Genomic DNA, 24,248 nt, shown 5'->3' on the forward strand with positions numbered 1-24,248 from the left:
ACGGCAGCGGTTGGACGTGGAAGTGAGAGGCATCCGTTCCGCCCCGGGGCGGAACCGAACACCGCTGTGCGTCAGCCCGCGGCGTGAGACTGCAGCCAGTCGACGATCACGCCGCGCACCCGGCCCCGGCACTCGTCGTTCAGCAGTTCGTGATACCCGCCGTCCTCCAGCACCAGCGTCTTGTCGGCCGAGCGGATGGTGTCGGTGAAGCGTTGACTGCCCGCAGGGTTCGTGATCTGGTCGGCTGTGCCGTGCAGCACCAGCGTGGGCAGCGTCCACTGCGCGTACCGCGGCCACAGCGACGCGCTGAGGGTCAGCATGCTCGCGCCGGTCAGGGCGGGCACCCTGCCGTGGTACATGACCGTGTCGGCCTCGTAGGCAGCGACTTCGTCGGCCAGGCGGGACAGGCGGCCCGTCCCGAGATCGGTGACGGGCAATCCCGGGGCCACGCGTGCGAGCAGCGGGGCCAGCCGCTTCACGAGGGCCGGCTCATGCTCGCCGACCAGCAGGGCCGGACTGGACAGGACGACCCCCGCCACGCCGCGTGGATCGCGGGCCGCGCTGGCTGCCGTGACCAGACCGCCCATCGAGTGGCCGAACAGGAACAGCGGATCAGGGAGGCCACGCAGCGCCTCACGGGCCTTCAGGTGATCCTCGACCAGCACCGCCATGTCGACCACGGCCGGTCGCCCCGCGGACGTGCCGTGGCCGCGCTGGTCGAAGCTGTACACACTGAACCCCGCCTGCACCAGGGTGGGGATCAGCGCGTGGTAGCGCTCGACATAGCGCCCCGCGTACTCGCCCACGCCGTGCGACAGGAGCACCGTGCCACGTGGCGTGGCGGCCGGCCACACGAAACCCTCGACAGGTGCCCCCGGCACCGTCCATCTCTGAGGTTGCATGTCCCGAGTGTAATCGCCGTGCCGGTCACGCATGATGCCCACCTAAACTTCTCATCAAGGCATGTGGGGGTGTCCCCGGAGCAGACTCGGGGCATGGCAGATATTGCAAGGAAGGCATCGGCCCACTGGGAAGGCGACCTGCGCAGCGGCACCGGCACGGTCGGCACCGAGAGTGGCACCCTGAAAGACGCGCAGTACAGCTTCAAGACGCGCTTCGAGAACGGCGTCGGCACCAACCCCGAGGAACTGCTCGCAGCGGCCCACGCCGGGTGCTTCACCATGCAGCTCTCGGCGCTGCTGGCGAATCACGGCCACACCATCGAGTCCCTCGACACCGAGGCCACCTGCGAGATGGTGCGCGACGGCGCCGGCTTCAAGGTCAGCACCATGCGCCTGACCGTGCGCGGCAAGGTCACGGGCAGCGATCAGGCCGACTTCGAGGAACACGTCCGCGACGCTGCCGACAAGTGCCCCCTGAGCAACGTCATGAAGGGCAACGTCGAGATCGTCCACGAAGCGATCCTCGAATAGATCAGAGGTGATCCGGAGGTGCCCCAGCCATGTGCTGGGGCCCCTTTTTTTGCTGGGGTGGCTCGGAGGAGAGGCCATCATGCCGATGTGCAGGGCCGGGCGACCGGGGACACTGGACGCATGAGCCACCTCTATTACCTCGTCGGGCCGCCGGGCAGTGGCAAGCGCACCGTGGGCAAGGCGCTGTCGGCGCTGACGGGCGCGGCGCTGCTGGACAACCACCTCACGAACGATCCGGTGTTTCTGGCGGCCGGGGTGAGCAGCGATACCACCGTCAGCGCCGAGATCTGGGAACTGTGCTTCGATGTAAGGAAGGCCGTGCGCCGGGCCATGCTGCACGCGCCGCGCAGGCTGGCCCACATCGTCACGAACTACCTGACGGCCGAGGAACGCGAGTGGGCGAATGTCGAGCGGCTGCGGGAGCTGGCCGTGACCAGGGGCGTGCCCTTTGTCCCGGTCTGGCTGGAATGCCCGCTGCCCGAACTGGAACGCCGGATGCTGCTCCCCGAGCGGCTGGAGCGCCTGAAACTGCGCGACCCGGCGGTGCTGCGTGACCTCATGACGAACGCGGGGAACCTGCCCGCCCCGCCGGACGCCATCCGCCTGGACACGTCGCGGATCGGCCCAGCGGACGCCGCGCTCCTGATCGCTCAACACGCGGGAGCGCTGTTCTGACGCCGTTCCTCATGCATCTGGTCGGGCCGCCCGCGTCCGGCAAGCGCACGGTGGGGCTGGAACTGGCGCGGCTGACCGGGGCGGTGCTGCTGGACAATCACCTGTTCAATGACGCCGTGTTCAGGCCGTATGGCGCGGATGGACTGCGGCCCATCCCGACCGAGATCCACGCGCTGGCATCACAGGTGCGGGCGCTGGGACTGGAGGCGGCCAGACGTGCTCCGCCCGACGTCAGCCACATCTTCACCAGCTATCTGACGACAAAACCCTCTGGCCCGGCGGCCCTCCAGCTCGTGCGCGATCTGGCCGGTGCGCGTGCCGCCCGGTATGTGCCGGTGTGGCTGACCTGCGACCCGGCCGTGCTGGAGGAGCGGCTTGAGCATCCCGGGCGCCTGGAACGCGCCAAGCTGCGCGATCCGCTGATCCTGCGCCAGACGCTCGCCACGTCAGGCGTTCTGGCTCCGCCGCCGGACGCGCTGGTGATCGATACCACGCAGCTCGCGGCAGGGGAGACGGCGGCCCGGATTGCCGCCACCCTCGCTCAGTAGGTATGGAAGTCCTTCAGGCCGGTCGCCTCGGCGTACTGGGTCTGCACCTCGGTCACGCGGGCGTGGGGGGGGCCGCGCCCGATCCAGTGCAGCAGGCGGGTCAGGTCGTCCTCCTCGCCCTCCGCGACGACCTCCACCCGGCCGTCGATGAGGTTCTCGGCGTAGCCGTGGAGGTTCAGGTCGCGGGCGCGGCGTTGCACGTACTGGCGGTAGCCGACGCCCTGCACGGTGCCGGAGACGAGAGCGGTCAGGCGCATGGGCGGCATGGTAGCGGCCCCGGATGGGCCATGCAGCGAGCTGGCTGACGGTTCCGTGAGATTCGCGTGCTGGTGTGGCTCACGTCGCGGCGCGTAGAATGCACGCGATGCGGCGCGGCAGGCGGACAGGGATCGGGCGAGTGGGCACGTGACGGACGAGTTCCGTCCGCCCGATCCCGAAGCTGTCCCGCCGGTTCCCGAACCCGCTCCGCCACCCCGTCGGCGCCGCGTGTGGCCGTGGGTGCTCGCCGGCGTCCTGACCGTCCTGGCGCTGGTCGTCGCCTTCCTGCCCACGCTGCTGGGTGGCCTGCTGGTGCGGCAGTTCGGTGGCCCGGCGGGCGTGAGCGCCGGGCGGGTGGGCGGAACCCTGTGGGCACCGCGCATCGAGGATCTGAAGGTCGCCGTGCCGGGCGTACAGGCCACGGCGGGAATGGCCGGCGTCACGGTGCGCGGGGTCGATGTGGCCCGCAGGGTCGTCACGCTGGATGTGGCCGCTGCCGATGCCACGGTGAACCTGAAGCTCCAGCAGCTGTTCGGGTCGTCGGGTGCTCCGGCGGGGGGCGGTGGCTCCGGCTGGACGGTGAAGCTCGGCACGCTGGACGTGCAGCGCACCCGCGTGACGGTGGACGGCGGGGGCGCGAGCATCCCGGACGGGCAGTTCACGGTGCAGCGCGGTTCGGACGGCACCCTCGCGGTACGCGGCACCACGAAGTACGGCCCGGCGAACGCGGACGTGCGCGTCACGCCAGGTACGGCCGGGAACATCTTCACCATCTCCTTCGACGCCGATGCCCGGATCGCGCAGGAGTACTGGCCGGGCGTGAGTGGCGGACGTCTGGCTGGCCAGTACGTGATCGGCGACGGGCCGCTGCGGGGCGACGTGAAGCTCACGGACGGCGTGGCGACCGTGCCCGAGGCGAAGTTCGTGACGGTGACCGGCATCACGGGCGGCGCGACCCACCGGGGCGACAACATCTCCTTCAAGCTGGCGGGCACCGGCTGGAACGGCCCGGTGACCGCGACCGGCGGGGTGGATCTGAAGGCCCAGCACTGGACGGTCACGGCCGACGCCGCGCCCACCGTGGGCGGGCTGGCGCGGGCACTGGGCACCACCGGCAGCGGTGGCCTGACGCTGCGGGTCACCGCCGGTGGGTGGTCGACGGTGCGCGTCAAGGCCTACGCGAAGGGCGCCGGCACGCTGGCAGGCGTGGAGTTCAGCAGGGCAAACGCCGAGTACTCCTTCCTGAACGAGAACGGGCAGACCGCCCCGCAGACCAATGATCTGGCCTTCAGCACGGACACCGCCCTGGCCGGGGCCAGCCAGCGCATCGAGGGCCGCTGGGCCTTTAACCGCACCGGGCGCGCCACCGTCGCCGGCACCTTCGGGCAGAAGGCGCTGGACGTGCAGGCGACCATCGACGCGCAGAACACGCTGAGTTTCAGCGGCTCGGGGCTGGGCGGGCCGCTGCGGGGCACGCTGGCGCTGGCTGGCCTGAAGCTGAACGCCGCCCTGAACCCCACCTACGGCGCGGCACAGGCCCGCGTGGCGATCACGGGGGTGCCGTCCGACCTGCGGGCCGTGATCACGAATGGCCAGGCCGGGCCGTTCCCGCTGGCCGGTACCGCCGCGCTGGACGGGCGCGGCCTGCGCGTGGATCTGGGCACGGCCGCCGTGGATCTCGACCGGTCGTTCCGGGGCACGTGGCGGGCCCGGAACCTCCAGGGCGCGGGGCTGACGCTCGACGGCGCAGGCCGCATCGACCTGACCGGCGGCGACGTGACCGGCACGCTGGCCGCGCGGGTGCCCGGTCTGACCGACACGCTGCGCGGCCCGCTGGACGTGAACTACGTTCGGCAGGAGGGCACCTTCGCGCCGGGAGGGCAGCGCCTGACATGGGCCGGCGACGCGTTCCGCGCCAGTGTGCGCGGCCTGCGGGCCACCGGCGGCCTGAACGTGGACGGCGACGTGACCGTCACGACCACGCTGAAGGCGTTCGGCACCGTGACGGCGCAGGGGAACGGCTTCTCGGTGACCGCCACCGGGCGAGGCACCCGCGCCAGCGTGCGGGCCGTGGCCGGGGGCGTGACCGTGCTGGCCGACACGGGCCTGAGCGCGCCCTACGACACGACCGCCCGAGTCCAGGGCGCCGACATCCAGGGCACCCTGAGCATGGATCAGGGCGTGCGCTTCACGCTGACGACACGGGGCGACACGGCGCGGGGCGTGATCGACGGACAGAACGTGACTGCGTCCGGGCGCGTGAACCTTGCCTCATTGCGCCCGCTGCTGCGTGTGCCGGATCTGGCGGGCACCCTCGACCTGAATCTGGCGGGCACCGGCGGGACGGCCCGCGTGGACGCAGCTGCCTCTGGCGTGTCGGTGGCGGGCACCCTGACCCGTGCCGCCGGAGCCGTCAATGCCGCCCTGACCGCCCGGGCCCAGGGAGCCGTCGCCCGCGTGACCGGCCGCGTGTTCCCCGACGTGCAGACGACCGGCACCGTGACCGCGCAGGGTCAGACGCTGAATGTGGGCGTCAGCGGACCCTACGGTGCGCTCAGTGCCCGGGCCACCGGCCGCACCGGCGACCTCGCCTTCGGCGGCGTGACCATTCCCGCGCAGGCGGTGAACCTGCGCGGCACCCTGACGCCCAGGCTGGCGGTCAGCGGCACGTGGGGCGACCTGAGCGCCACCTACGACGCCGCGACGGGTCTGGCCCGCGTGAGCGGACAGCAGGCGCTGACCGCCTTCGGGCAGGCGGGGCGTGTGCAGGGCCGCGCCACGTGGGGGCCGCCGACCGCTGGCAGTGCGGCATGGCGGGGTGCGGTCGACCTGAGTGGGGTACTTGACCAGTACACCCTGAGCGCCAGCGGCCCGTGGAACGCCCTGAACCTGCTCGTGACCGACGCTGAGGGCCTCCAGGCGCGGGGCACGGCGGCCCTGCCGGACGGGCGCTACACGGTGGATGTGCGTGGCCCCATCGCCGGACAGACCGGCCAGAAGGGACTGTACGTGGACGGCCATATCGAGGGCCGGGGCACCGAGCCGCGTGGGCAGGTCACGGTCACGGACGGTGTGGGCGGCCGGGCGACCGTCGCCCTGCGCGGCTTCTCGGACTTCGACGTGCAGGCGCAGGGACTCACGCTGGCCGGGCAGACGCTCACCGGTGACCTGTCGGCGCGGGCCAACGTCCTGAGCGGGGCCCTGACCGCCGGGCCACTCGCCGTGACCGCCGCCGGGGGGCGGATCCGAGCCACCGGCACCTTCGCCGCACACACGGTGACCGCGAGTGGCCGCCTGACCCTGCCCGCGACCGTGTCCGACCTGAATGTGCGGGTGCGCGGCCCGTATCTCGATGCCGATGCCCGGGGCGGGATCGCCGATCTGCGCGGCACCGTCACCGTGAAGGCCATGAGCTACGGCACCGATCCCGCCCGCGTGACCGTGCCCGCCCAGACCTTCCCCCTGACAGCCTCCGTGACGGGTGCCCGCGCCACCGTGGGCGGCCTGACGTACCGTGCCGGAACGTGGGTCGGGGCACTCCAGGCCCGCTACACGCTGGCGGGCACGCCGGGGGCGCTGCGGCTGGTGGGCACGGGTTCAGGACTCGCCGCCGTCCCCAGCGGGCCGGTCACCGGGCGCGTCACGGTGCTGCCGGCGCTGGGAGGCACCCTCCAGGCCAGCCTCTCTCCCTTCGCCGGACTGCTCCCCGAGGCGCTGCGGCCCGAGATCACGCCGGGGCAGCTCACCGCGCAGCTCGCGCCGACCTCGGCCACGCTGGCGCTCCAGGGGACGCGGTACCAGGGCGACCCGCTGGGGCTGGACGCCCGCGTGTCGTGGCAGGGTGGTCTGCGGGCCAGCGGCACCCTGAGTCATCCCGGCACCCGCCTGCCCGTGCGCTACGACGGTCAGACCCTGAGCATCGCCGGTGCCGTGCTGGACGCCCGTGCCCTGCGGCCGGTGCTGCCCGGGGCCCAGGGCCGCGCCACGCTGGACGTGCAGGTGCCGGGCCTGGACATCGCCCGCGCCAGTGCGCGTGCCCGCGTCGACCTGCGGGCGCAGGGCCAGCGGGCCGCCGGCAGTGTCCGCCTCGTACGCGGGCAGCTCTCGGCGGATCTGACGAGCAGCCTGGGCGGCGTCCCGATCCGCGTCCGTGGCCCGCTGTACCCCAGCGCCGACGCGACCCTGACGTACCAGACCCTGACCGGCACGCTGCGCGGCGCGGCCGACTCCGCCCTGACCCTGCGCGTGACCGGCACGTACCAGCAGCAGGCGGTGAACCTGACCGCGACCGCCACCGGCCTGACCGGCACCCAACCCGCCCTGCGTGTGGCGGGCCGCGCCGCCGGAGCCGACGTGACCCTCGCCGTGACCCGCAGTGCCGGCACGGGCCTGGATGGCTGGAAGACGACCGGCAGCGTCGTGCTGGCCGATCTGAAGCCCCTGACCGGGAGCGCCGGCACCGTCCAGGCGACCGTCGGCGGTACGCTGGCCGACCTGCGCGTGACGGCGCGGGGCGAGGCTGCTGGGGTGGCCTTCACCGCGCCCCTGTCGTACCGGGACAGCTCCCTGCGCGTGGCCGGGGCCACCGCCCGCCTGCCCCTGGGCACCGTGCGGGCCAGCGGCACCGTCCTCCCCGATCTGGCCCTGAGTGCCCGCGCCACGCTGACCTCCGGCGTGCCCGGCACCTACCTGGCCCAGATCGGCGGCACCTTCGCCCGGCCCGACGTATCGGTGCAGGGCCGGCTGAGCGGAGGCGTGGCGGGACTCCAGGCCGCCGGCACCATCCTGGGTGCGCACCTGCTTGGCCAGGACTACCGCGCCGTCATGACCGGCCCCCGGCTGGCCGGCAGCGTGCGCGGCCAGCTCGGCTCGAACGCCCTGGGCGGCCTGCTCGACGCCCAGCTGAAGCTGGACACGACCTATCTGGCCGGCCCCACGCGGGTCGATCTGCGCGGTACCCCCGGCTGGAACCTGCGCCGGGGCTGGAGCGGAACACTGCGGGCCACCGGCACCGTGCCCGGTGGCCCGCTGGACGCCGTGCTGGACGGCGCGGGTGCCCTGAAGCTCGCGGGCATGGTCGGCCTGCCCCCGCAGCAGGCCCGCGTGACCGGCACCCTGCCCGCGTCTTTGCCCTTCCGCCCCGGCGGCACCGTGACCCTGGCCGCCCTGGACGCCGGGGCGCTGTGGGGCCGTGCGGATCAGCTGCGCGTGAGCGGCACCGCCACCCTGGGCGGCCGGACGTGGAGTGCCCTGGAGGCCGCCTTCCAGGGCGCCGTCGCGGACAGCGGCGACGACCTGAGCGGTGACGTGTCCCTCAGCTACCGCGCCGGGAACGTCGGCATGCGGCTCGTCGGGCCACGGGTGTCGGGAAGCGGCCGCCTGAACGCGGGGCGCTACGACGTGACCCTGCGTGCCCAGCCGGTGCGTGTGGCCCGCCTGCTGCCCGCTGGCCTGAACATCCCCACACTGGATATCGCGGGAACGGTCGCGGCCACGGGCACCCTGAGCGGTGGCCCTCAGAGCGTCACCGTGCGCTCGCTGGCCGTGCGCGGCGAGCAGGGACAGGCGGGGCCGTTCAGCGTGTACGGCAGCGCCACCTACACCCCGCAGCGCATCGACGCGGCCCTGAGCGGCAGTCTGCGCGGCGGAGTACTGAGCGCCCAGGGCGCGCTGCCGGACGGCGTCCGGATCACGGTGCGCGATCTGGCGACCAGCTATGTCGGTGCGGCCAGCCTGGGCCAGGGTACCCTCGGGGCCAGCGTGACCGTGCGTGGCCGGGTCACCGACCCGACCCTGGAGGGCACCGTCAGTGCCCGCACCGATCTCGTGGACGCCCTGCTGACCGTGGCCGGCCGCGCCGCCGACCCCCACCTGACCGCGCGGGCCACGCTGCTCGGGGCGGCCAGAGGCACGCTCTACGCCGATCTGAGCGACCTCGACCTTCCGCAGGGCCGCGTGACGGCCCACGTCTACGGCACAGCCGGCAGCGGCGGCACTGAGGCCGACCTGGATCTGCGCGGCACGTGGCCGCAGCTCGCCGGCACCATGACCGCCCGCGTGGCGGGCCTGACCCAGCCTGTGACCCTTGCTGGCGACGGCCGCGGCACCTACCGGCTCGACGCCGGGCCGCTGGGCGGGGGTAGCCTGACCCTGACCCGCACGGCTGGCTTCCTGCCTGCCCTGAGTGGTGCCCTGAGCCTCACGCCGCTGCCTGTGGTCGGCGGTCTCGGCAGCGCCACCGTGGACGCCACCCTGGGCGGCACGCTGGCCGCTCCGACCGTTGCGGCGCAGCTCGCCACGCGGGGCGCTTCGGTCTCCGGTGTGGGCCTGAACGACACCACGGGCACCGTCGCCTTCACGCAGGGCGTCCTGAGCGGCACCCTTGCCCAGCGCGGCGCGACGGTCGCCACGCTACAGGGCAGTGCGGTGACCCTCTCGGGGCTGGCACTGGACGTCGCCGGCAGCCGCGTGGCCGTGAGCGGACGGGCCTCGCTTCCGGGCACCGCCGACGTGACCGTGGCCGCCAGTGGCACGGTGGACGGCACGCTGCGGGCCACCTACGCGGCACGGGCGCTGGCCGTGCAGGGCCGCGTGACCGGCCCGCAGGATCTGGAGGCCACGGTCAATCTTCGGCTCGACCCACTGACCGGCTGGCATGGGGGTGCCCAGGTGCGCGGCGGGCCCGCCGGAGTGCTCACGAGTCCGGCCGAACTGACGGTCAGCGGGCCCCTCGCGTTCCCCCGCGTCGGCGCGCAGGCGGGCGTGCTGGGGGCGGGTGCCCGGATCGTCGCCACGGCGCGCTACGTGCAGCTGCGGCTCGTCGATGGGCCCGGTGCGTCGGCCAGCGGCGTCGTGGAACTGCGGCCGGATGGGCAGGGCGAGTGGTCGTGGATCGGCGCGGCCCAGCTGACCCGCCCGGAACTGGGGATCAGCGTGACCCCCAGCGGCCCGCTGGCCGATCCCAGCGTGCTGCTCAGCGTGCGCCGGGGCGAGTGGCGGGCCTCCGGCACCGCCAGCCTGCGCAGCGCCGACCTGACCGTGACGGACGGTGAACGCGACGGCCGCGTCACGTGGAACGGCTCGCAGGTCGCCGCGACCCTGCCCGGCCTGCGCCTGTCGCGCCTGAACCTGCCCGGCTACGACGGCACCGTGACCGCCTCGGGCCAGGTGCAGTCCGACGGGCAGGCCGGCGCCCTGAACGTCCGCCTGGAGGGGCTGCAGACCCCACTGGACGTGCCGTACCTGGGCATCGACCTCTCGGGCGACGTCCGTGCGGACATCACCCTGAGCGGTGGCCAGCCCGCCGTCCGGGCCACCGCGACCCTGCCGGCTGGCACCCTCACGCTGGACGCCGCGCAGGTCGCAGGTCGCTGGACGGGGCGGGTGGGGGGACAGGTGACCAGAGAGGCCGGCACCCTGGCCGTGGACATCGGGGCGGACGCGAATGGACTGACCGGAACGGCCACCCTGAACGACTATCCGGTCGAGGCCGCCGGACAGAACCTCGCGCTGGACGGCACCCTGACCCTGGCCGGGCAGACCTTCACCGCCGCGCTGACGGCCGCGAGCGGCGTGGGCAGCGCCAGCGTGGACGCCTCGGGCGGGATCGCGGACGTGCTGCCCGCCGCGTCGTCGGTGCTGGCGGTGGCCCCCACCGATCAGGGCTACAGCGTGCGGGCCACGCTGGACGGTCTGGAGGTCCGCGACCTCAAGCTCGCGCCGGGCCTCTCCGGCCCCCTGAGCGGTGAGGCCACCCTGCGGGACGGGGGCGGCACCTTCGTCGTACAGGCCGATCCGCTGACCATCGGCAGCCGGACACTGCCCGCCCGCATCGAGGGCACGCAGGTCTCCGGCGACTGGCGGATCCGCGGGTTCCTGGGCGAATCTGAATTCACGGCGGGCCTGAGCGGCGGCGAGGTCTTCGGCCAGGGCAGCCTGCGGGCCCTGCCGCTGGGCGCGGTGGTCGGTGCGGTGGCCGGCACGACCCCCGGCGAGGGGGTGCTGACCGGCGTGGTGCGCTTCCGCTTCCCGCTGGGCGACCCACTGGCGGGCAGCGCCACCGTCGTTGCCGAGCGCATCCGTGTGAGCGCGACCTCCATGCAGAACGGCGTGCCCATGACCGACACGCTGATCGGCAGCGGTTCCCTGGACTTCGCGGCGCGGGAACTGCGCTCGGTGAACATCCAGCTCGCCGGAGCCGGCACGTGGGACGTCCGGGGGCAGTACACCCGCCAGAAGGTCGATCTCACGGCCCAGTTCACCGACACGACCTTCACGCCGGTGCTGCAGCTCGTGCCGGCGCTGGCCGATCTGGACACCACCTTCAAGGGTACGGTCGTCCTGAGTGCGGCCGGAACCTACGACCGGCCCAGGGCAGCTGTGCGCGTGCAGAACGTCAGCGGCAGCGTCGCAGGCCTGAGCGTGCAGGTGCCGCGCTTCGCGGGGGATCTCCCGGACAGCGGCGCGTTCACGGCCGGCGGACGGGTGCTCACGGGCGGCGCCGTGGGCACGGACGGCACCGTGACGATCCGGGGCCAGCTGACGCTCGGGACGCTGAGCGGTACCGCCGTGACCTTCCAGGGCCTGCTCGCCCCACAGGCGCTCGGTGCCCTGCCGAACACCACCGCGGTTCTGGCCCAGGAGAGCGATTCCCGCTGGAGCGTGAACGTCCAGAGCCGCAGCGCTAGTGCGGCGAGCGGCACCGGTACCCTGAGCGTGACCGGGGACATCGCGCCGCGCTGGAACCTGCGTCTGGCCGCCCGCAACTACAACCTGCCGCTGGCCGTGGTCTATGGCCGCGACAGCGCGCTGAATGCCGATCTGAGCGCCGTCGACGACGGTACCGTGATCCGCGTGACGGGCGCGGCGGATTTCCTGCGCCTGACGCTGGGCCGGGTGGACGCGCCCACGACCATCCCGTCGCCGGGGCAGAGCACCGCCGCCCCCACGACGGGCCGCACCACCGACAACTACGCCAGCCCCCTGCCCGAGGCCTACACGACCTTCCCCAGACCCGCCGAGGAGCAGGCTGCGCCCGCCGCCCGGCCCTTCCTCCAGCGGCTGGTGCTGGAGGACATCCCCATCCGGGCGCCGAACGGCATCCGCGTGGACGAGAACCTGGTGCGGGCCGAGTTCAGCGGCAACCTGCGCGTGTCCGGCACGGGGGCCAGACCGCTGCTGGCCGGCACCATCCAGTCGCAGCGCGGCTTCATCTACCTGCGCGAGAACGAGTTCACGCTGCAGGACTCCACTGTCACCTTCGACGGTTCCGGGCTGTATCCTGCCTTCGACATCGCCGCCCAGGGTACGGTGCCCTCGTCCACGACCGGCCAGAACGTCCCGGTGGGTGTCAGTCTGAAGGGACAGTTCGTGACCCGCCCGACCGGCGACACGGTGCTCGATCTCACGACCACGCTGTCGTGTACCCAGTCCGGGCCGGCGTGCAGCGATCCCGCGACCAGCCGCGCCTACACCGAGCCGGAACTGTACGCCCTGGTCGCCACCGGCGTGCCCAACCTGACGGCCCTGCCCCAGAACCTGGGCTCGCTGGGCACCAGCGCCCTCCAGACGGCCCTCAACGTCTTCGTGCTGGGCGAGGTCGAGCGCACCATTGCCCGCGCGTTCGGGCTGGACGTCTTCCGCTTCACGCCGCAGCTCGCCAACGCCGACGGCTCGCTGGGGGCCACGCTGACCTTCGGCTCGTACCTGGGCCGCAACCTGTATCTGCAGTACCAGGTGAACCTGAACGGCGAGGGCCTGATCGACGCGACCTACAACACCCCGGACAACCGCTTCACCTTCCGGGTCAGCACGCCGATCACGGGCCTCGACCTGCAGTCCCTGCGCCCGAACTTCAGCACCGCCTATAACATCAGCCCGCGCACCAGCGTGAGCATCGGGGTCGAGAACACGCCCCAGACGACCCGCGTGCGCTTCGGCGTGATCTACCGCTTCGGGCAGTAAGGGTAGACGGAGGGGAAGACGCGGAAACCGCGCCCGGACGATCCGGACGCGGTCATGCGGAGACGCGGCTCAGCGCCCGACGGTCACGCTCGCGCGGGGCTCCAGGGCATAGAAGGCGACCACGGCCACCAGGGTACCCACCCAGCCGGGGGCGCTGCCCAGTTCCAGCTCGAAGGGGCGGCCCAGCACGGTGCTGCCCAGCTGCCCGACCAGTGTCTCGCCGGTCTGCTGCGCCACCACGTTCCACCCGACGATGGGCTCGCCCATGAAGCCGGTCACGCGATCCACACCGCGCAGCGTGAGCTTCTGGCTGCCCACGTTGCCGCGCAGTTCGCCGTCGGCGAGTTCGATCTTCACGGAGTCGGTGCCCACGGTGCCCTGCACGCCGCGCTCAGTGATCTCGAGGTCGATGTCCTTGCCATGCAGCTTGCCGCCCGCGCGGCCCTTGATCGTGTCGCCGTCGATGACGCAGCGGATGTCGTATCCGCTCTCGCCCCCGAGGCGTCCTTTGATGAGGTCGTCCATGCGCGGAAGTATAGCGGAGGGGGGGAGGGCGGCAGAGCGCAGACGGCACAGGGCGGGTGGCGCGGTTCCCTCAGGGGCCGACACTGCGGATGAGGCCGGTGCGCTCGAACCACTCGCGGCGGGTGAGCTGCGTACCGTCCTCGCCCAGTTGTACGCGGCCCACGTTCCAGCGCTCGAACAGGAGGCGCAGGGCACCGCCGAGCAGGGCCTCACCGAACCACGTGGGCGGGTCGCCGTTCCAGCGCAGGGTCGCGCCGTCCCACGCCAGGTGGGGGCAGGTCTCGTCGCGCGCCGCCCAGAACATGCCGCCGTGGGCTCCGAAGCGCTGGGCGCGGACGGTCACGCCCGGCTCGCGCACCTGATCGTCGTACTGGGGGGCGTCGTAGGCGGCGGCGTAGAGGTCATACAGGTGTTCCTGCAGGGCGTGCGCCTGCGACCGCAGCCGGGCCTCCTCGCGCCCGGTCAGGGTGCCCGGCCGGTCGAGCTGCGCCCGGATGTCCATGAGCTGGTTCTCGATGGGCACCAGCCGCTGGCGGGGCGTGGGCGGCGGCGGGGGCGGCGGCGGGTCACCGCGCAGCGTCGCGGCCGGGTCGCGGTACTCGCGGCTGCCCCAGCCCTGCGGTTCGCGCAGCGTCCCGTCCTCGACCACCCAGAGCCGGTTGGCGACCTCGCGGGCAAAGCGCCGGTCGTGCGTGACGATCACGACCGCCCCCGAGTAGGCATGGATGGCGTCCTCCAGCGCCTGCAGGGCCTCGACGTCCAGGTGGTTGGTCGGCTCGTCCAGCAGCAGCAGGTCGGCCCGCAGCGCACTGACCAGCGCCAGTCCGGCCCGCGCCCGCTCGCCGCCCGACAGCACCTCGGGCACCTTGCCCCAGTCGTCCGGCGTGAAGCCGGCGCGGCCCAGCACCGAGGCCGCCGTGCGTCCGAAGCGCCGCTCGAACTGCGCGTGCAGGCCCACGCCCGGCGTCAGGCCGTGCCACGTCTGATCCAGACTGGCCACGCTGACCCCGCCCGCCAGCCTCAGCACCGGCTCCGGGGGGCCAGCGTCGGGGGCCGCCTCGCCCGACAGCAGCCGCATCAGGGTCGTCTTGCCGGTGCCGTTCGCGCCCATCAGGGCCACGCGGTCGCCCTGCCGCAGCCGGAACGCCACACCCGACAGCACCGACCGGCCCCCGTAGGATTTCCCTAGGTGTTCGCCCCACGCGACCAGCCGCGCCTGCGACGTGCCCGCCAGCAACCGCATGCGGATCTGCCGTTCGGGCAGGGGCGCCTCGGGCACGGCCACCCGGCCGGCACGGGATTTCATGGCGCGGGAACGGCGGCCCCAGCGGTCGAGCTGCTCCACGCTGCCCGACAGCCGCGCCGCCTCGCGCTCGCCCAGGCGCGAGGCGCGGGACTGCGTGCGGCGCTCCAGCTCGCGCTGCGCCCGCGCCCGCGAGTAGCCGCCTGCGTAGGCGATGCCCTCGCCCTCCTCCAGCCACACCGAGCGCCCCGCCACGGCGTCCAGGAAGTCGCGGTCGTGGCTGGTGAGCAGCACGCCGCCTCCGAAGGCCCGCAGCCAGCCCTCCAGCCACTCGCGCATCCGCACGTCCAGGTGGTTGGTCGGCTCGTCCAGCACCAGCAGGTCGGGCTCGCGGGCCAGGGCCAGGGCCAGCGCCAGCCGCGTGCGCTCCCCGCCCGAGAGTGTCGCGGCCTCGCGCCCCAGAAAGCGTGTGAGATCGAGCATGCCCAGGATGCGCCGCACCCGCGTGGGCCACGCATACGCCTGCGCCGCCTCCAGCCGGGCGTGCAGCGCCGTCCACGCGTCCAGCACCGCCGGGTCGCCCAGATCGGCTTCCAGCGCCAGCAGCTCGGCTTCCAGCTCGCGGTAGGGGTGCGCGGCGTCGATCAGCGTTTGTACGCTCACGCCCGCCGGGTGGGCGTGGTGCTGCGCCAGCGCCGCCGTCCGCAGGCCATCGGCGCGCCACACGCTGCCCTCGTCCGGTACCGCCTCGCCCGTCAGCACCCGCAGCAGCGTCGTCTTGCCCGCTCCGTTGCGCCCCAGCAGCGCCACCCGCTCGCCCGAGGTCACCGACACCGACACGCCATCCAGCACGGCCCGTCCGCCGTACACGACGGTGATGTCCTCGGCGACCAGCAGCGTACCCACGAGCCCGAGGCTAGCAGAGGGCCGGGGAGAGGAACTGAGCCGGATGGCGCAGAGGACACCACCCCGACTCAGGTGTGAGGACGGTATGAGTGATGTCCGGTACGCTGTCGTCGTGACCGGAGACGGAGCCCGCATAGAACACGGACGGAAGCTGCTGCTTGCTGTCCTGGGCGTGGTTGTGGCATTGCCGCTGATCGACCTCGGACTGAGGCCGTTGGTTCCTCCTTACGGCCCGACGGCCCTACCTGATCTCCGTGAGCTCTCAAACACTGGCATGGGGGCAGCCCTGCTCGTGCCGTATCTGGCCTCCCTGACCTACTCCAGCCGGTTCTGGGGAGCCCGCGCCGTGCTCGTGCTTGGGCTGCTGCTTCGGGCCGGGGCTCTGGCAGTGGCTCTGACACTGGTCGCTCAGATCCCCGAGGCCGGGTTTAACGGGTATCTGATCCTCGGGATTCCTGCTCTGTGCTCCCTCGCCTGTGCCGTACTGCTCCTCTGGCACCCCTCCATCCGGGCCTACCTGACCTGGGTGCGCGAGCCCCGCAACGTGTTCCAGCGGCTATGATCTCGGCTGATGTCCCAGGCCGCCCCCGTCCCCGCCCCCTTCGTCGTCGCCGCGCTGTACCAGTTCCGCGAGGTCGCTGACCCGGCGGCGCTGCGGGACAGGCTGCTGGAACTGGGCCGGGCACACGACCTGTGCGGCACGCTGATCGTGGCTTCCGAAGGCCTCAACGGTACGGTGGCCGGGCAGCGGGAGGGGATCACCGCTCTGCGCGCGTTTCTGCACGGCGAGGGCTTCACGCGGCTGGAGGACAAGGAATCCACGGCGGCCGTCCGGCCGTTCCGGCGGTTCAAGGTGCGCCTCAAGGCCGAGATCGTGACGCTGGGCGTGCCGGTCTCGCCCCGTGAACAGGTGGGCACCTACGTCGGTTCCGCCGAGTGGAATGCCCTGCTGGACGACCCCGATACGGTCGTGATCGACACCCGCAACCGGTACGAGGTCAGGGCCGGCACCTTCCAGGGGGCCGTGAATCCCCAGATCGACTCGTTCCGCGAGTTCCCGGCGTGGCTCGATGCCCACGTGGACGACCTGGCGGGCAAGCGGGTGGCGATGTTCTGCACGGGCGGGATCAGGTGCGAGAAGAGCACCAGCCTGCTGCTCCAGCGCGGGTTCACGGACGTGCTGCACCTGCGGGGCGGCATCCTGCGCTATCTGGAGGACGTGCCCCAGGAGCAGACCCGCTGGGACGGCGAGTGCTTTGTCTTCGACGGCCGCGTGACGGTGGGGCATGGGCTCGCGCAGGGCGGCGCGGTCATGTGCCACTCGTGCGGCTGGCCACTGGATGAGCACGAGCGCCAGCACCCGGCCTACGAGGAGGGCGTGAGCTGTCCACACTGCGCCGGGCAGACCACCGACGCCCAGAAGGCTGCCTTCCGCGAGCGGCAGCGCCAGTTCGATGCCGGACAGATCTGAGGATCACTCGAGTGCGGCTTCCGGCGGCAGCGCGGGCGGGAACAGCAGCACGCTCAGGCCCACGCCGCCCAGCGCGGCCATGACGGCCAGCCCCAGCCACAGCTCCAGGCTCAGGTTGCTCAGGCCCAGCTTCACCACGCCGCCCAGGTAGGGCACCCACACGCACAGCGGCAGCAGGAACGCGAAGGCCCGCAGGTGGAGAATCCTGGCCGGCGACGGCCGCAGCGTGGCGTGCAGCACGTCGGCCAGCAGTCCGCACACCACGGCCAGCAGCGGCACCCGCCACTCGCCCGGCGACAGCATGACCGACAGCCCCAGGTTGGTGATCCCGTACATGACCGTGATCGCCCCGAACGGCAGCGCAAAGCGGCGCAGGAGCAGCAGCACCGGCGCAGTCATCAGGAGCGCGGTCAGCAGCACGGCACTCAGCTCGCCGCGCGTCTGCACCCACCCCAGGCCCTGCGGCACGATCAGCAGGCCCCACATGTACATGTGCATGAAGGCGGTGGTCGCCAGCATGGCCGTGCCCGACAGCACGGCGACCCAGCGCAGCGCGCCCGGTGCCGACCGGCCCACCGGCTGCCGCCACACGGCGGTCAGGGGTGCGGCCAGGATCAGCATGGCTCCGGCGTACAGGCCCAGATGGGTGGGGGAGAGCAGTGCCTCGATTCCGACCTCGATCCCGAACAGCGTGTGCCACAGCAGGTCGCCGGCCCCGGACACGCCGAACAGCGGCACGCCCAGCGCCGCCAGCACGTAGCCCTCGGGGAAGGCCGCCAGCCCCCGCTGTCCCCGCCGCCACCCCCGTGACGCCAGCAGCGCACACCACCCGGCCACCGCCGCGAAGCCGCTGTAGAACACCGCGTGCCACGGCGTGAAGAACGACTCGATGGTGTCGCCGCGCTGGTTGTGGGCCCAGCCGTCCAGAAACAGCCCCCCGACCAGCCACAGGCCCAGCAGCATGGTGATCATGTGCTCCCGCGTGCTTGTCCGGTGAACCTTCTCGTCGGACAGGCCCACGGGCGCCGGATGACCGGTGGTCGGCGGCATGGTGGTCATGCCCCAGTGTACGGGGACATGGATCAGAACACGGGCAGAGGATGACGCCCCCAGCTCATGGCATCGGGGGCGTCACCCGGGAGCCAGACTCACGCAGCGCGGTGATTCTGTTCGAAGTTCAGCTGACGATCCAGATCGTCCAGGGCCTGTCGGTACAGGTCGCCTGGCACGTGCTGAACAGCGGCCAGAAACGTCGCGGCGTCCTCCAGCGTGGCGTGGGTGGAACTGTGGTGCCAGCCTGGCCCCTCGGCCGTCATGCTCACGCGGCCAGCGTGGATCAGGAACCGCACGCGGCCCTGCTCCGTCCGCGTGTCGCTGAAATGACGGGTGACGTTCATGAGAGCAGCATAGGGCAGGACAACTGACGTCGACATCACCAAAATGGTTCAGATGTTCATAAAGTGTTGAACTCCGGCGGGGGCGGAGCCGTCGACGACGACGCCCCACCCGGGAACTCAGTACGTGTAGAAGCCCTGCCCGCTCTTGCGGCCCAGCAGGCCCGCCTGCACCATCTTGCGCAGCAGCGGACTGGGCCGGTACTTGTCGTCCCCCAGCCCCCTGTGCAGCACCTCCATGATGCTCAGGCAGGTGTCCAGCCCGATGAAATCTGCCAGGGTCAGCGGCCCCATGGGGTGGTTCATGCCCAGCTTCATGATCCCGTCGATCGCCTCCGGCTCCGCCACGCCTTCCATGACGCACTGGATCGCCTCGTTCAGCATGGGCATCAGGATGCGGTTGCTCACGAAGCCGGGGAAGTCGTTGCAGGGCAGCGGCGTCTTGCCCATCTGTTCAGCCGTCTCGGTGACGATGCGGGCCGTCTCGTCGCTGGTCTGGTAGCCCCGGATGACCTCGACAAGCTGCATCAGCGGCACCGGATTCATGAAGTGCATCCCGATGAAGCGCTCCGGGCGGCCCGACGCCGACGCTAGCGCCGTGATCGGGATGCTGCTGGTGTTGCTCGCCAGGATGCCCGAGGGCTTCACGATCCCGCCCAGAGTGCGGAACAGCTCCGCCTTCACGGCCTCGTTCTCCACGATGGCTTCCACGACCAGATCACTGTCCGCGAAGTCCTGGAGCTCCATCGTGAAGCGGATGCGGCCCAGCACCACGTCCGGCGCGTCCGCCAGCCTGCCCTTCTCGTGCAGCTTCGCCAGCGACTTCTCGATGGTCGCCCGCCCACGATCCAGGAACGCCTGCTGCACGTCCTGCACCAGCACATCGAATCCACTCTGCGCGGCGACCTGCGCGATCCCGCCGCCCATCTGTCCTGCTCCGATGACTCCGAAGTTCATGTGGTCTCCCTACTCAAGCCGTGCTGTACCAGCGGATGACGATCCATAGGCCTTGTCCTTGACCGACAAGGATCTCCTCGAGGACGTCTGGGCTCGCTGACCAGCCACTCTTGACCGCTGAGAGTCTGTGATCGCGCCCATTCTGGACACCATCAATCCGATACCGTGCCCGTGCGTGCCACTCTGCAAGCGGAACTGGTTGAAGAACTCCCTGTTCACCGGGCGATAGCCTCTGCGCTGTAACTTCTCTGACGATTTTTGCGCGATGCACTGGAGATTGAGGCAAGTCGCTCCAGAGGTTTAAATCCGCCAGGCAGTGCCCAAGCGATGCAGCGTGTGCCTCGGCCTCGCCTGCACCGGCAGCGCTCGTGTACACCGCGAGATACTCCTCAGAGGCGATGTGCGCGTGATCTTCAGGTGTATAGAACGCCGCCTCGTACATTCAACCCACTCACTCCACCAGCGGCACGCCGTCCAGTTCCAGCGCGCGGCCGCGCTTGACGGGCGTGAACGCCGTGTAGCGGTACGTGCTGCATCCCTCCAGCACGAAGGGATCCTGGGCGAAGATCGCCTCCAGCTGCGCCTGCCCCTCGGCCTGCGCGACGATCACGCCGCCCGTGCCGTCGACCTTGCGGCCGCTCGTGAGGAACACGCCGCTGGTGTAGTGCTGGTCGAGCCACGCGCGGTGCCGGGGCGTGACGGCAGCCAGCTCGTCGCCGCTCTTGAGGTACGTGCTCTCGATGATCCACAGGGTCGGGGTGCTCATGCCCTCAGCCTACCCGTCTCACGGCCAGCGCGAGGCCGTTGCCGCCGCCCATGCACAGGGTGGCGACACCGGTCTCCTTCCCCTGCGCCCTGAGCGCGTGCAGCAGCGTGACCAGAATTCGCGCTCCACTCGCGCCGATGGGGTGCCCCAGGGCGACCGCGCCGCCGTTCACGTTCACGCGCTCCGGGTCGAGGCCCAGTTCGCGGCTCACGGCGAGGCTCTGGACACTGAAGGCTTCGTTCAGTTCCCAGAGATCGACGTCGTTCACGTTCCAGCCGAGTTTACTCAGCAGTTTGTTGGTGGCGGGAACGGGCGTCATCATGACCCACTCGGGGGCCAGGCCGCCCGTGGCGTAGTCGACGATCTCAGCCAGGGGGGTCAGGCCATGCGCCTGCGCGAAGTCCTCGCTGACGACCATGACGCTGGCGGCACCGTCATTCAGGCCGGGGGCGTTTCCGGCGGTCACGGAGCCGTCCTTTTTAAAGGCAGGCTTGAGCTTGCCCAGCGTCTCCTCGCTGGTGTCGGCACGTGGCCCTTCATCGGTATCCACGACCGTATCGCCCTTGCGGCCCTTCACGGTCACGGGCACGATCTCGTCCGTGAAGCGTCCGGCCTGCTGCGCGGCGATGGCCTTGCGGTGGCTGGCGGTGGCGTAGGCGTCCTGCTCCTCGCGCGAGATCGCGTACTTGTCGGCCACGCGCTCGCCGGTCAGGCCCATGCCCTCGTCGTTGATGCTGCACCACAGGCCGTCCTGAGTATTGGCGTCGAGCACCTGCGCGTGCCCCAGGCGGTAGCCCTTGCGGGCACCGGGCAGCAGGTGCGGGGCGTTGCTCATGGATTCCATGCCGCCCGCCAGCACCGCTGACTGATCCCCGGCGCGGATGCTCTGCGCCGCCAGGATCACCGCCTTCAGGCCGCTCCCGCAGACCTTGTTGATGGTCAGCGCCCCGACCTCGTTGCTCAGGCCCGCGCGCAGGACCGCCTGCCGCGCGGGATTCTGCCCGCACCCGGCCTGCACGACCTGTCCCATGATGACGTCCTCGACCAGCTCGGCTGGAACACCGCTGCGGGCCAGGGTCTCGCGCAGGGCGATGGAACCGAGTTCGACGGCAGCCACGCTCTCCAGCGCTCCCAGAAACTTCCCGGTCGGCGTCCGCGACGCCGCGACGATCACTGCTTTGGACATGCCGGCAGGATAGCGCGGCCCGCCTAACGGGCGTTAGGTCGGCGTCCACCACAGCCGGTCACGGAACGCGCCTCGATCCTGAGCCTTCTGGCCTCTCATGCCGTCCAGTTCAGTGGCCGAGATGCCGTCGAGGGGCGCCAGTGCGTTCACCACCTCCAGTACGTCCGCGAGTTCCAGCACCTCACCGGATGCCAGATATTCCGTGACCTCTTCCTGAAGCTTGTCGCGCAGGGCGGCGCGGTATCCGTCGTCGTCCAGCACGTGGGCGGTGCCGCCGAACAGGTCTGGAATGCGGTCACGGACGAGTTTTCCCATGCGCCCAGGATGACAGACCGGATATGCCGCCCGTGGTAGCCTCCAGGGTATGTTTGAGTCGCTGGGCAACAAGTTGCAGGACATCCTCGACCGGGTCGGGAAGGAACGCCAGCTGACCGAGTCGCAGGTCAAGGCCGCAATGCGCGAGGTTCGCATGGCCCTGCTGGAAGCCGACGTGAACTTCGGCGTCGCCAAGGACTTCGTGGCTCGCGTGACCGAGAAGGCCGTGGGTCAGCAGGTGGAAGGCAGCCTGAACGCCGGGCAGACCGTCGTGAAACTGGTGCACGACGAGCTGATCGAGACCCTGGGCGGCAAGAGTGCCCAGCCCGAGCTAAAGACCGAGGGCAACGTGTGGTTCATGGTCGGGCTCCAGGGGGCCGGCAAGACGACCAGCACGGGCAAGCTCGCGTCGCTGTACAAGAGCAAGGGCCGCCGCGTGCTGCTGGTGGCCGCCGACACGCAGCGCCCCGCCGCCCGCGACCAGCTGGAAGTCCTGGCGCGGCAGGTGGGCGTGCCGATCCTCAAGGTCGCCGACGGCGAGAGCCCCGCCGAGACGAAGCGCCGCGTGGACGAGCACCTCAAGACCGATTTCCGCGACCTCGTGATCGTGGACACCGCCGGTCGTCTCCAGATCGACGAGGCGCTGATGGGCCAGCTGGCTGACCTCCAGACCGCCATGAAGCCCACCGAGAGCCTGTTGGTCGTGGACGCCATGACCGGGCAGGAGGCGCTGAACGTGGCCCAGACCTTCGACCAGCGCGTGAACGTGACGGGACTGGTCATCACCAAGATGGACGGCGACGCCCGTGGTGGGGCCGCCCTGTCGGCCCGCAGTGTCACCGGCAAGCCGATCTACTTCGCGGGCACCAGCGAGAAGATCAGCGGCCTGGAGCCCTTCTACCCGGATCGGGTGGCCGGGCGCATCCTGGGCATGGGCGACGTGCTGGGCCTGATCGAGCGGGCGCAGCAGGCCGACCTGAAGGCCATGGAGGTCAAGAAGCCCGGCGACTTCGACCTCGAAGACCTGCTGACGCAGCTGCGCCAGATCCGCAAGATGGGGCCGCTGGGCGATCTGATGAAGCTGATTCCCGGCATGAGCCGTGCCCTGCCCGAGGGCTTCAATGTCGACGAGAAGCAGATCCAGCGCATTGACGCCATGATCAGCAGCATGACCCTGAAAGAGCGGCGCAATCCGAAGATCATCGACGGCCGCCGCCGCAAGCGTATTGCCGAGGGCAGCGGGCACACCGTGCAGGACATCAACCGGCTCCTGAAGATGCACGAGCAGATGAAGGACATGATGAAGATGCTCGGCCGGATGCAGGGCGGCAAACCCGGCGGCAAGATGCCCCGGCTACCGAACACGCCCCCGACCTTCAAGCGTTGACAGACCCCAGAGCCGTCCGTATACTCATTCCCGCTGCCAGACGCCGTTCCTGTGGCCCGGCACGCGGAGCGGGACGTTAGCTCAATCGGTAGAGCAGCTGACTTTTAATCAGCGGGTTGTAGGTTCAAGTCCTACACGTCCCACCAGAACGAACAGAGCGCCGCCCCCGGACTGGGGGCGGCGCTTCATTGCATGGTCGGTCAGGGCGCGGGTTTGACATTCCGAATCACGAAGACCACATCCTGGTAGTCGCCGTTCACGCTGGGTTCGAAGCACAGCAGGTAGGTGTTGGCGACCGCCACACCGGCGCTGTCTTTCATGGGGTAGACGCGCACCGCGTGTGCCGTCCGGCCAGTGTTCAGGGCATCCTGCGTGTAGGTCAGCGGGTAGTTGTAGGCGCCCGGATCAATGTAGATCCCGAATGCGGCCGTGCCCGGATCAAAGGTCACGCTGGTGGTCGACGTGCCTCCGGAAATCGCCGGGTTGAGCGTCTGGTACTGCCCCTTGACGAGGGTGCCCGTCACCTTGCGCGTGGCCGTCGTGCCCGACACCGTGAAGTATCCAAAGGGTGTCGCGCCGTCGGGCGAGTAGCGGGCCACCGGTGTCAGGGTCACGGTCTCCGTCCCGGCCTTCACGAACAGCGGAGCCCGGATCTCATCCCCGATGGGAGCCGCGCCGGTGCCAAGTTCCAGGGGTTTGGACGGATCGGGCGGCGTGCCCACCGTCACCCGGAATCCCAGAGTCTCCACGATCTGGGCGAGTGGCGGCTCGGCGTCGCCCTCCAGACCGACAGCGCGCAGACCGCTCAGTGGGACAGACACGGCCGCTCCCTGTGTCTGCAGGGCGGCTTTCACGACGCCCACCGCACCTGTGGCCCGCAGGCGCACCTGCACGGGCAGCGACTGGTTCACGGCCAGGGTGAATGGCAGGGCCGGGGGACTGACCAGCTCAAATTCGGTGCCGCTGACCGTCAGGGCGGTGACCTGCACGGCCTTCGTCGATGTGTTCTGGAGGGTCACGCGCTGCACGGCACTGACCTGCCCCTTGACGCTGCTGAAGACCAGCGAATCCGGCTGCGCCGCGACCGTCACGGTCGGCAGCGGGGTCGGTGTGGGCGATGGTGCCGGAACGGGCGTCGGCGTCGGCACCGGAGTCGGCTCGGTGGTCGCGCCGGTACAGCTCATCAGCACGGCCGTCAGCAACAGTGCTCCTGTTCGCTCA

General features: G+C 71.1%; 18 protein-coding genes and 1 tRNA gene. 8 read left to right on the plus strand and 11 right to left on the minus strand.

The window, feature by feature from the left end; all coding sequences use genetic code 11:
• Window positions 1-71 precede the first annotated feature (71 nt).
• Window positions 72-902: an alpha/beta hydrolase gene (locus tag U2P90_RS09660; RefSeq protein WP_322471936.1), complete on the minus strand. Its 831-nt coding sequence runs from the start codon at window positions 900-902 to the stop codon at window positions 72-74.
• 93 nt (window positions 903-995) lie between these two features.
• Between U2P90_RS09660 and U2P90_RS09665 the strand changes: the two genes are divergently transcribed.
• From U2P90_RS09665 to U2P90_RS09675, 3 genes are all read left to right on the plus strand, one after another.
• A complete protein-coding gene (locus U2P90_RS09665) occupies window positions 996-1,433 on the plus strand; it encodes an OsmC family protein (protein ID WP_322471937.1) in 438 nt (145 codons plus the stop codon).
• 120 nt (window positions 1,434-1,553) lie between these two features.
• Entirely contained in the window at window positions 1,554-2,108 is a 555-nt protein-coding gene (locus U2P90_RS09670; protein WP_295819042.1) for an AAA family ATPase, read from the plus strand.
• 11 nt (window positions 2,109-2,119) lie between these two features.
• Window positions 2,120-2,656 (plus strand): AAA family ATPase, encoded by a 537-nt coding sequence (locus U2P90_RS09675; protein ID WP_322471938.1) that lies wholly within the window; start codon window positions 2,120-2,122, stop codon window positions 2,654-2,656.
• Here U2P90_RS09675 and U2P90_RS09680 read toward each other — a convergent pair.
• A complete protein-coding gene (locus U2P90_RS09680; RefSeq protein ID WP_322471939.1) occupies window positions 2,650-2,913 on the minus strand; it encodes an acylphosphatase in 264 nt (87 codons plus the stop codon). The two genes, U2P90_RS09675 and U2P90_RS09680, sit on opposite strands and share 7 nt — an antisense overlap.
• A 148-nt stretch (window positions 2,914-3,061) precedes the next feature.
• Here U2P90_RS09680 and U2P90_RS09685 point away from each other — a divergent pair, with 148 nt between their 5' ends.
• Complete coding sequence (locus U2P90_RS09685; protein WP_322471940.1) at window positions 3,062-12,877, plus strand: translocation/assembly module TamB domain-containing protein; 9,816 nt, start codon at window positions 3,062-3,064, stop codon at window positions 12,875-12,877.
• Window positions 12,878-12,946: 69 nt separating this feature from the next.
• On the opposite strand, the gene U2P90_RS09690 is transcribed toward U2P90_RS09685, so the two are convergent.
• A complete protein-coding gene (locus U2P90_RS09690; protein WP_295819035.1) occupies window positions 12,947-13,402 on the minus strand; it encodes a hypothetical protein in 456 nt (151 codons plus the stop codon).
• 70 nt (window positions 13,403-13,472) lie between these two features.
• A complete protein-coding gene (locus U2P90_RS09695) occupies window positions 13,473-15,551 on the minus strand; it encodes an ABC-F family ATP-binding cassette domain-containing protein (RefSeq protein WP_322471941.1) in 2,079 nt (692 codons plus the stop codon).
• A 112-nt stretch (window positions 15,552-15,663) separates the two neighbouring features.
• Between U2P90_RS09695 and U2P90_RS09700 the strand changes: the two genes are divergently transcribed.
• The gene (locus U2P90_RS09700; RefSeq protein WP_322471942.1) at window positions 15,664-16,113 is read left to right on the plus strand and encodes a hypothetical protein; all 450 of its coding nucleotides are present in this window, start codon (window positions 15,664-15,666) and stop codon (window positions 16,111-16,113) included.
• Between the two features lie 9 nt (window positions 16,114-16,122).
• The gene (locus tag U2P90_RS09705; RefSeq protein WP_322471943.1) at window positions 16,123-17,022 is read left to right on the plus strand and encodes a rhodanese-related sulfurtransferase; all 900 of its coding nucleotides are present in this window, start codon (window positions 16,123-16,125) and stop codon (window positions 17,020-17,022) included.
• A gap of 3 nt (window positions 17,023-17,025) precedes the next feature.
• Here U2P90_RS09705 and U2P90_RS09710 read toward each other — a convergent pair whose 3' ends face one another.
• The 6 genes from U2P90_RS09710 to U2P90_RS09735 all read right to left on the minus strand — a co-directional run bounded on the left by U2P90_RS09710 (window position 17,026) and on the right by U2P90_RS09735 (window position 21,640).
• Complete coding sequence (locus U2P90_RS09710; protein ID WP_322471944.1) at window positions 17,026-18,081, minus strand: hypothetical protein; 1,056 nt, start codon at window positions 18,079-18,081, stop codon at window positions 17,026-17,028.
• 89 nt (window positions 18,082-18,170) lie between these two features.
• Window positions 18,171-18,419 carry a hypothetical protein gene (locus U2P90_RS09715; RefSeq protein WP_295817097.1) on the minus strand — a complete coding sequence of 83 codons (249 nt, stop codon included), beginning with the start codon at window positions 18,417-18,419 and terminating at the stop codon, window positions 18,171-18,173.
• 117 nt (window positions 18,420-18,536) lie between these two features.
• Window positions 18,537-19,373 (minus strand): 3-hydroxyacyl-CoA dehydrogenase family protein, encoded by an 837-nt coding sequence (locus U2P90_RS09720; RefSeq protein WP_322471945.1) that lies wholly within the window; start codon window positions 19,371-19,373, stop codon window positions 18,537-18,539.
• Between the two features lie 451 nt (window positions 19,374-19,824).
• A complete protein-coding gene (locus U2P90_RS09725; protein WP_322471946.1) occupies window positions 19,825-20,139 on the minus strand; it encodes a YciI family protein in 315 nt (104 codons plus the stop codon).
• 4 nt (window positions 20,140-20,143) lie between these two features.
• Entirely contained in the window at window positions 20,144-21,325 is a 1,182-nt protein-coding gene (locus U2P90_RS09730; RefSeq protein ID WP_322471947.1) for a thiolase family protein, read from the minus strand.
• Between the two features lie 33 nt (window positions 21,326-21,358).
• Window positions 21,359-21,640, minus strand: coding sequence for a nucleoside triphosphate pyrophosphohydrolase (locus U2P90_RS09735; RefSeq protein ID WP_322471948.1), 282 nt, complete (start codon window positions 21,638-21,640; stop codon window positions 21,359-21,361).
• 49 nt (window positions 21,641-21,689) lie between these two features.
• On the opposite strand from U2P90_RS09735, the gene ffh reads away from it, so the two are divergent.
• On the plus strand, window positions 21,690-23,027 hold the full coding sequence (gene ffh / locus U2P90_RS09740) for a signal recognition particle protein (RefSeq protein ID WP_295817082.1): 1,338 nt from the start codon (window positions 21,690-21,692) through the stop codon (window positions 23,025-23,027).
• 70 nt (window positions 23,028-23,097) lie between these two features.
• Window positions 23,098-23,173, plus strand: a tRNA-Lys gene (locus U2P90_RS09745).
• Between the two features lie 54 nt (window positions 23,174-23,227).
• On the opposite strand, the gene U2P90_RS09750 is transcribed toward U2P90_RS09745, so the two are convergent.
• Complete coding sequence (locus U2P90_RS09750; RefSeq protein WP_322471949.1) at window positions 23,228-24,229, minus strand: hypothetical protein; 1,002 nt, start codon at window positions 24,227-24,229, stop codon at window positions 23,228-23,230.
• Between the last annotated feature and the right edge of the window lie 19 nt (window positions 24,230-24,248).

This window comes from Deinococcus sp. AB2017081, from assembly GCF_034440735.1.
Taxonomy (GTDB): Bacteria; Deinococcota; Deinococci; order Deinococcales; family Deinococcaceae; genus Deinococcus; species Deinococcus rufus.

What these genes read in the sequence shown, in the direction of transcription:
- U2P90_RS09660 (WP_322471936.1), bottom strand. Translation starts at nt 902, where the DNA reads ATGCAACCTCAGAGATGGACGGTGCCGGGGGCACCTGTCGAGGGTTTC.
- U2P90_RS09665 (WP_322471937.1), top strand. Translation starts at nt 996, where the DNA reads ATGGCAGATATTGCAAGGAAGGCATCGGCCCACTGGGAAGGCGACCTG.
- U2P90_RS09670 (WP_295819042.1), top strand. Translation starts at nt 1,554, where the DNA reads ATGAGCCACCTCTATTACCTCGTCGGGCCGCCGGGCAGTGGCAAGCGC.
- U2P90_RS09675 (WP_322471938.1), top strand. Translation starts at nt 2,120, where the DNA reads ATGCATCTGGTCGGGCCGCCCGCGTCCGGCAAGCGCACGGTGGGGCTG.
- U2P90_RS09680 (WP_322471939.1), bottom strand. Translation starts at nt 2,913, where the DNA reads ATGCGCCTGACCGCTCTCGTCTCCGGCACCGTGCAGGGCGTCGGCTAC.
- U2P90_RS09690 (WP_295819035.1), bottom strand. Translation starts at nt 13,402, where the DNA reads ATGGACGACCTCATCAAAGGACGCCTCGGGGGCGAGAGCGGATACGAC.
- U2P90_RS09705 (WP_322471943.1), top strand. Translation starts at nt 16,123, where the DNA reads ATGTCCCAGGCCGCCCCCGTCCCCGCCCCCTTCGTCGTCGCCGCGCTG.
- U2P90_RS09710 (WP_322471944.1), bottom strand. Translation starts at nt 18,081, where the DNA reads ATGACCACCATGCCGCCGACCACCGGTCATCCGGCGCCCGTGGGCCTG.
- U2P90_RS09715 (WP_295817097.1), bottom strand. Translation starts at nt 18,419, where the DNA reads ATGAACGTCACCCGTCATTTCAGCGACACGCGGACGGAGCAGGGCCGC.
- U2P90_RS09720 (WP_322471945.1), bottom strand. Translation starts at nt 19,373, where the DNA reads ATGAACTTCGGAGTCATCGGAGCAGGACAGATGGGCGGCGGGATCGCG.
- U2P90_RS09725 (WP_322471946.1), bottom strand. Translation starts at nt 20,139, where the DNA reads ATGAGCACCCCGACCCTGTGGATCATCGAGAGCACGTACCTCAAGAGC.
- U2P90_RS09730 (WP_322471947.1), bottom strand. Translation starts at nt 21,325, where the DNA reads ATGTCCAAAGCAGTGATCGTCGCGGCGTCGCGGACGCCGACCGGGAAG.
- U2P90_RS09735 (WP_322471948.1), bottom strand. Translation starts at nt 21,640, where the DNA reads ATGGGAAAACTCGTCCGTGACCGCATTCCAGACCTGTTCGGCGGCACC.
- ffh (WP_295817082.1), top strand. Translation starts at nt 21,690, where the DNA reads ATGTTTGAGTCGCTGGGCAACAAGTTGCAGGACATCCTCGACCGGGTC.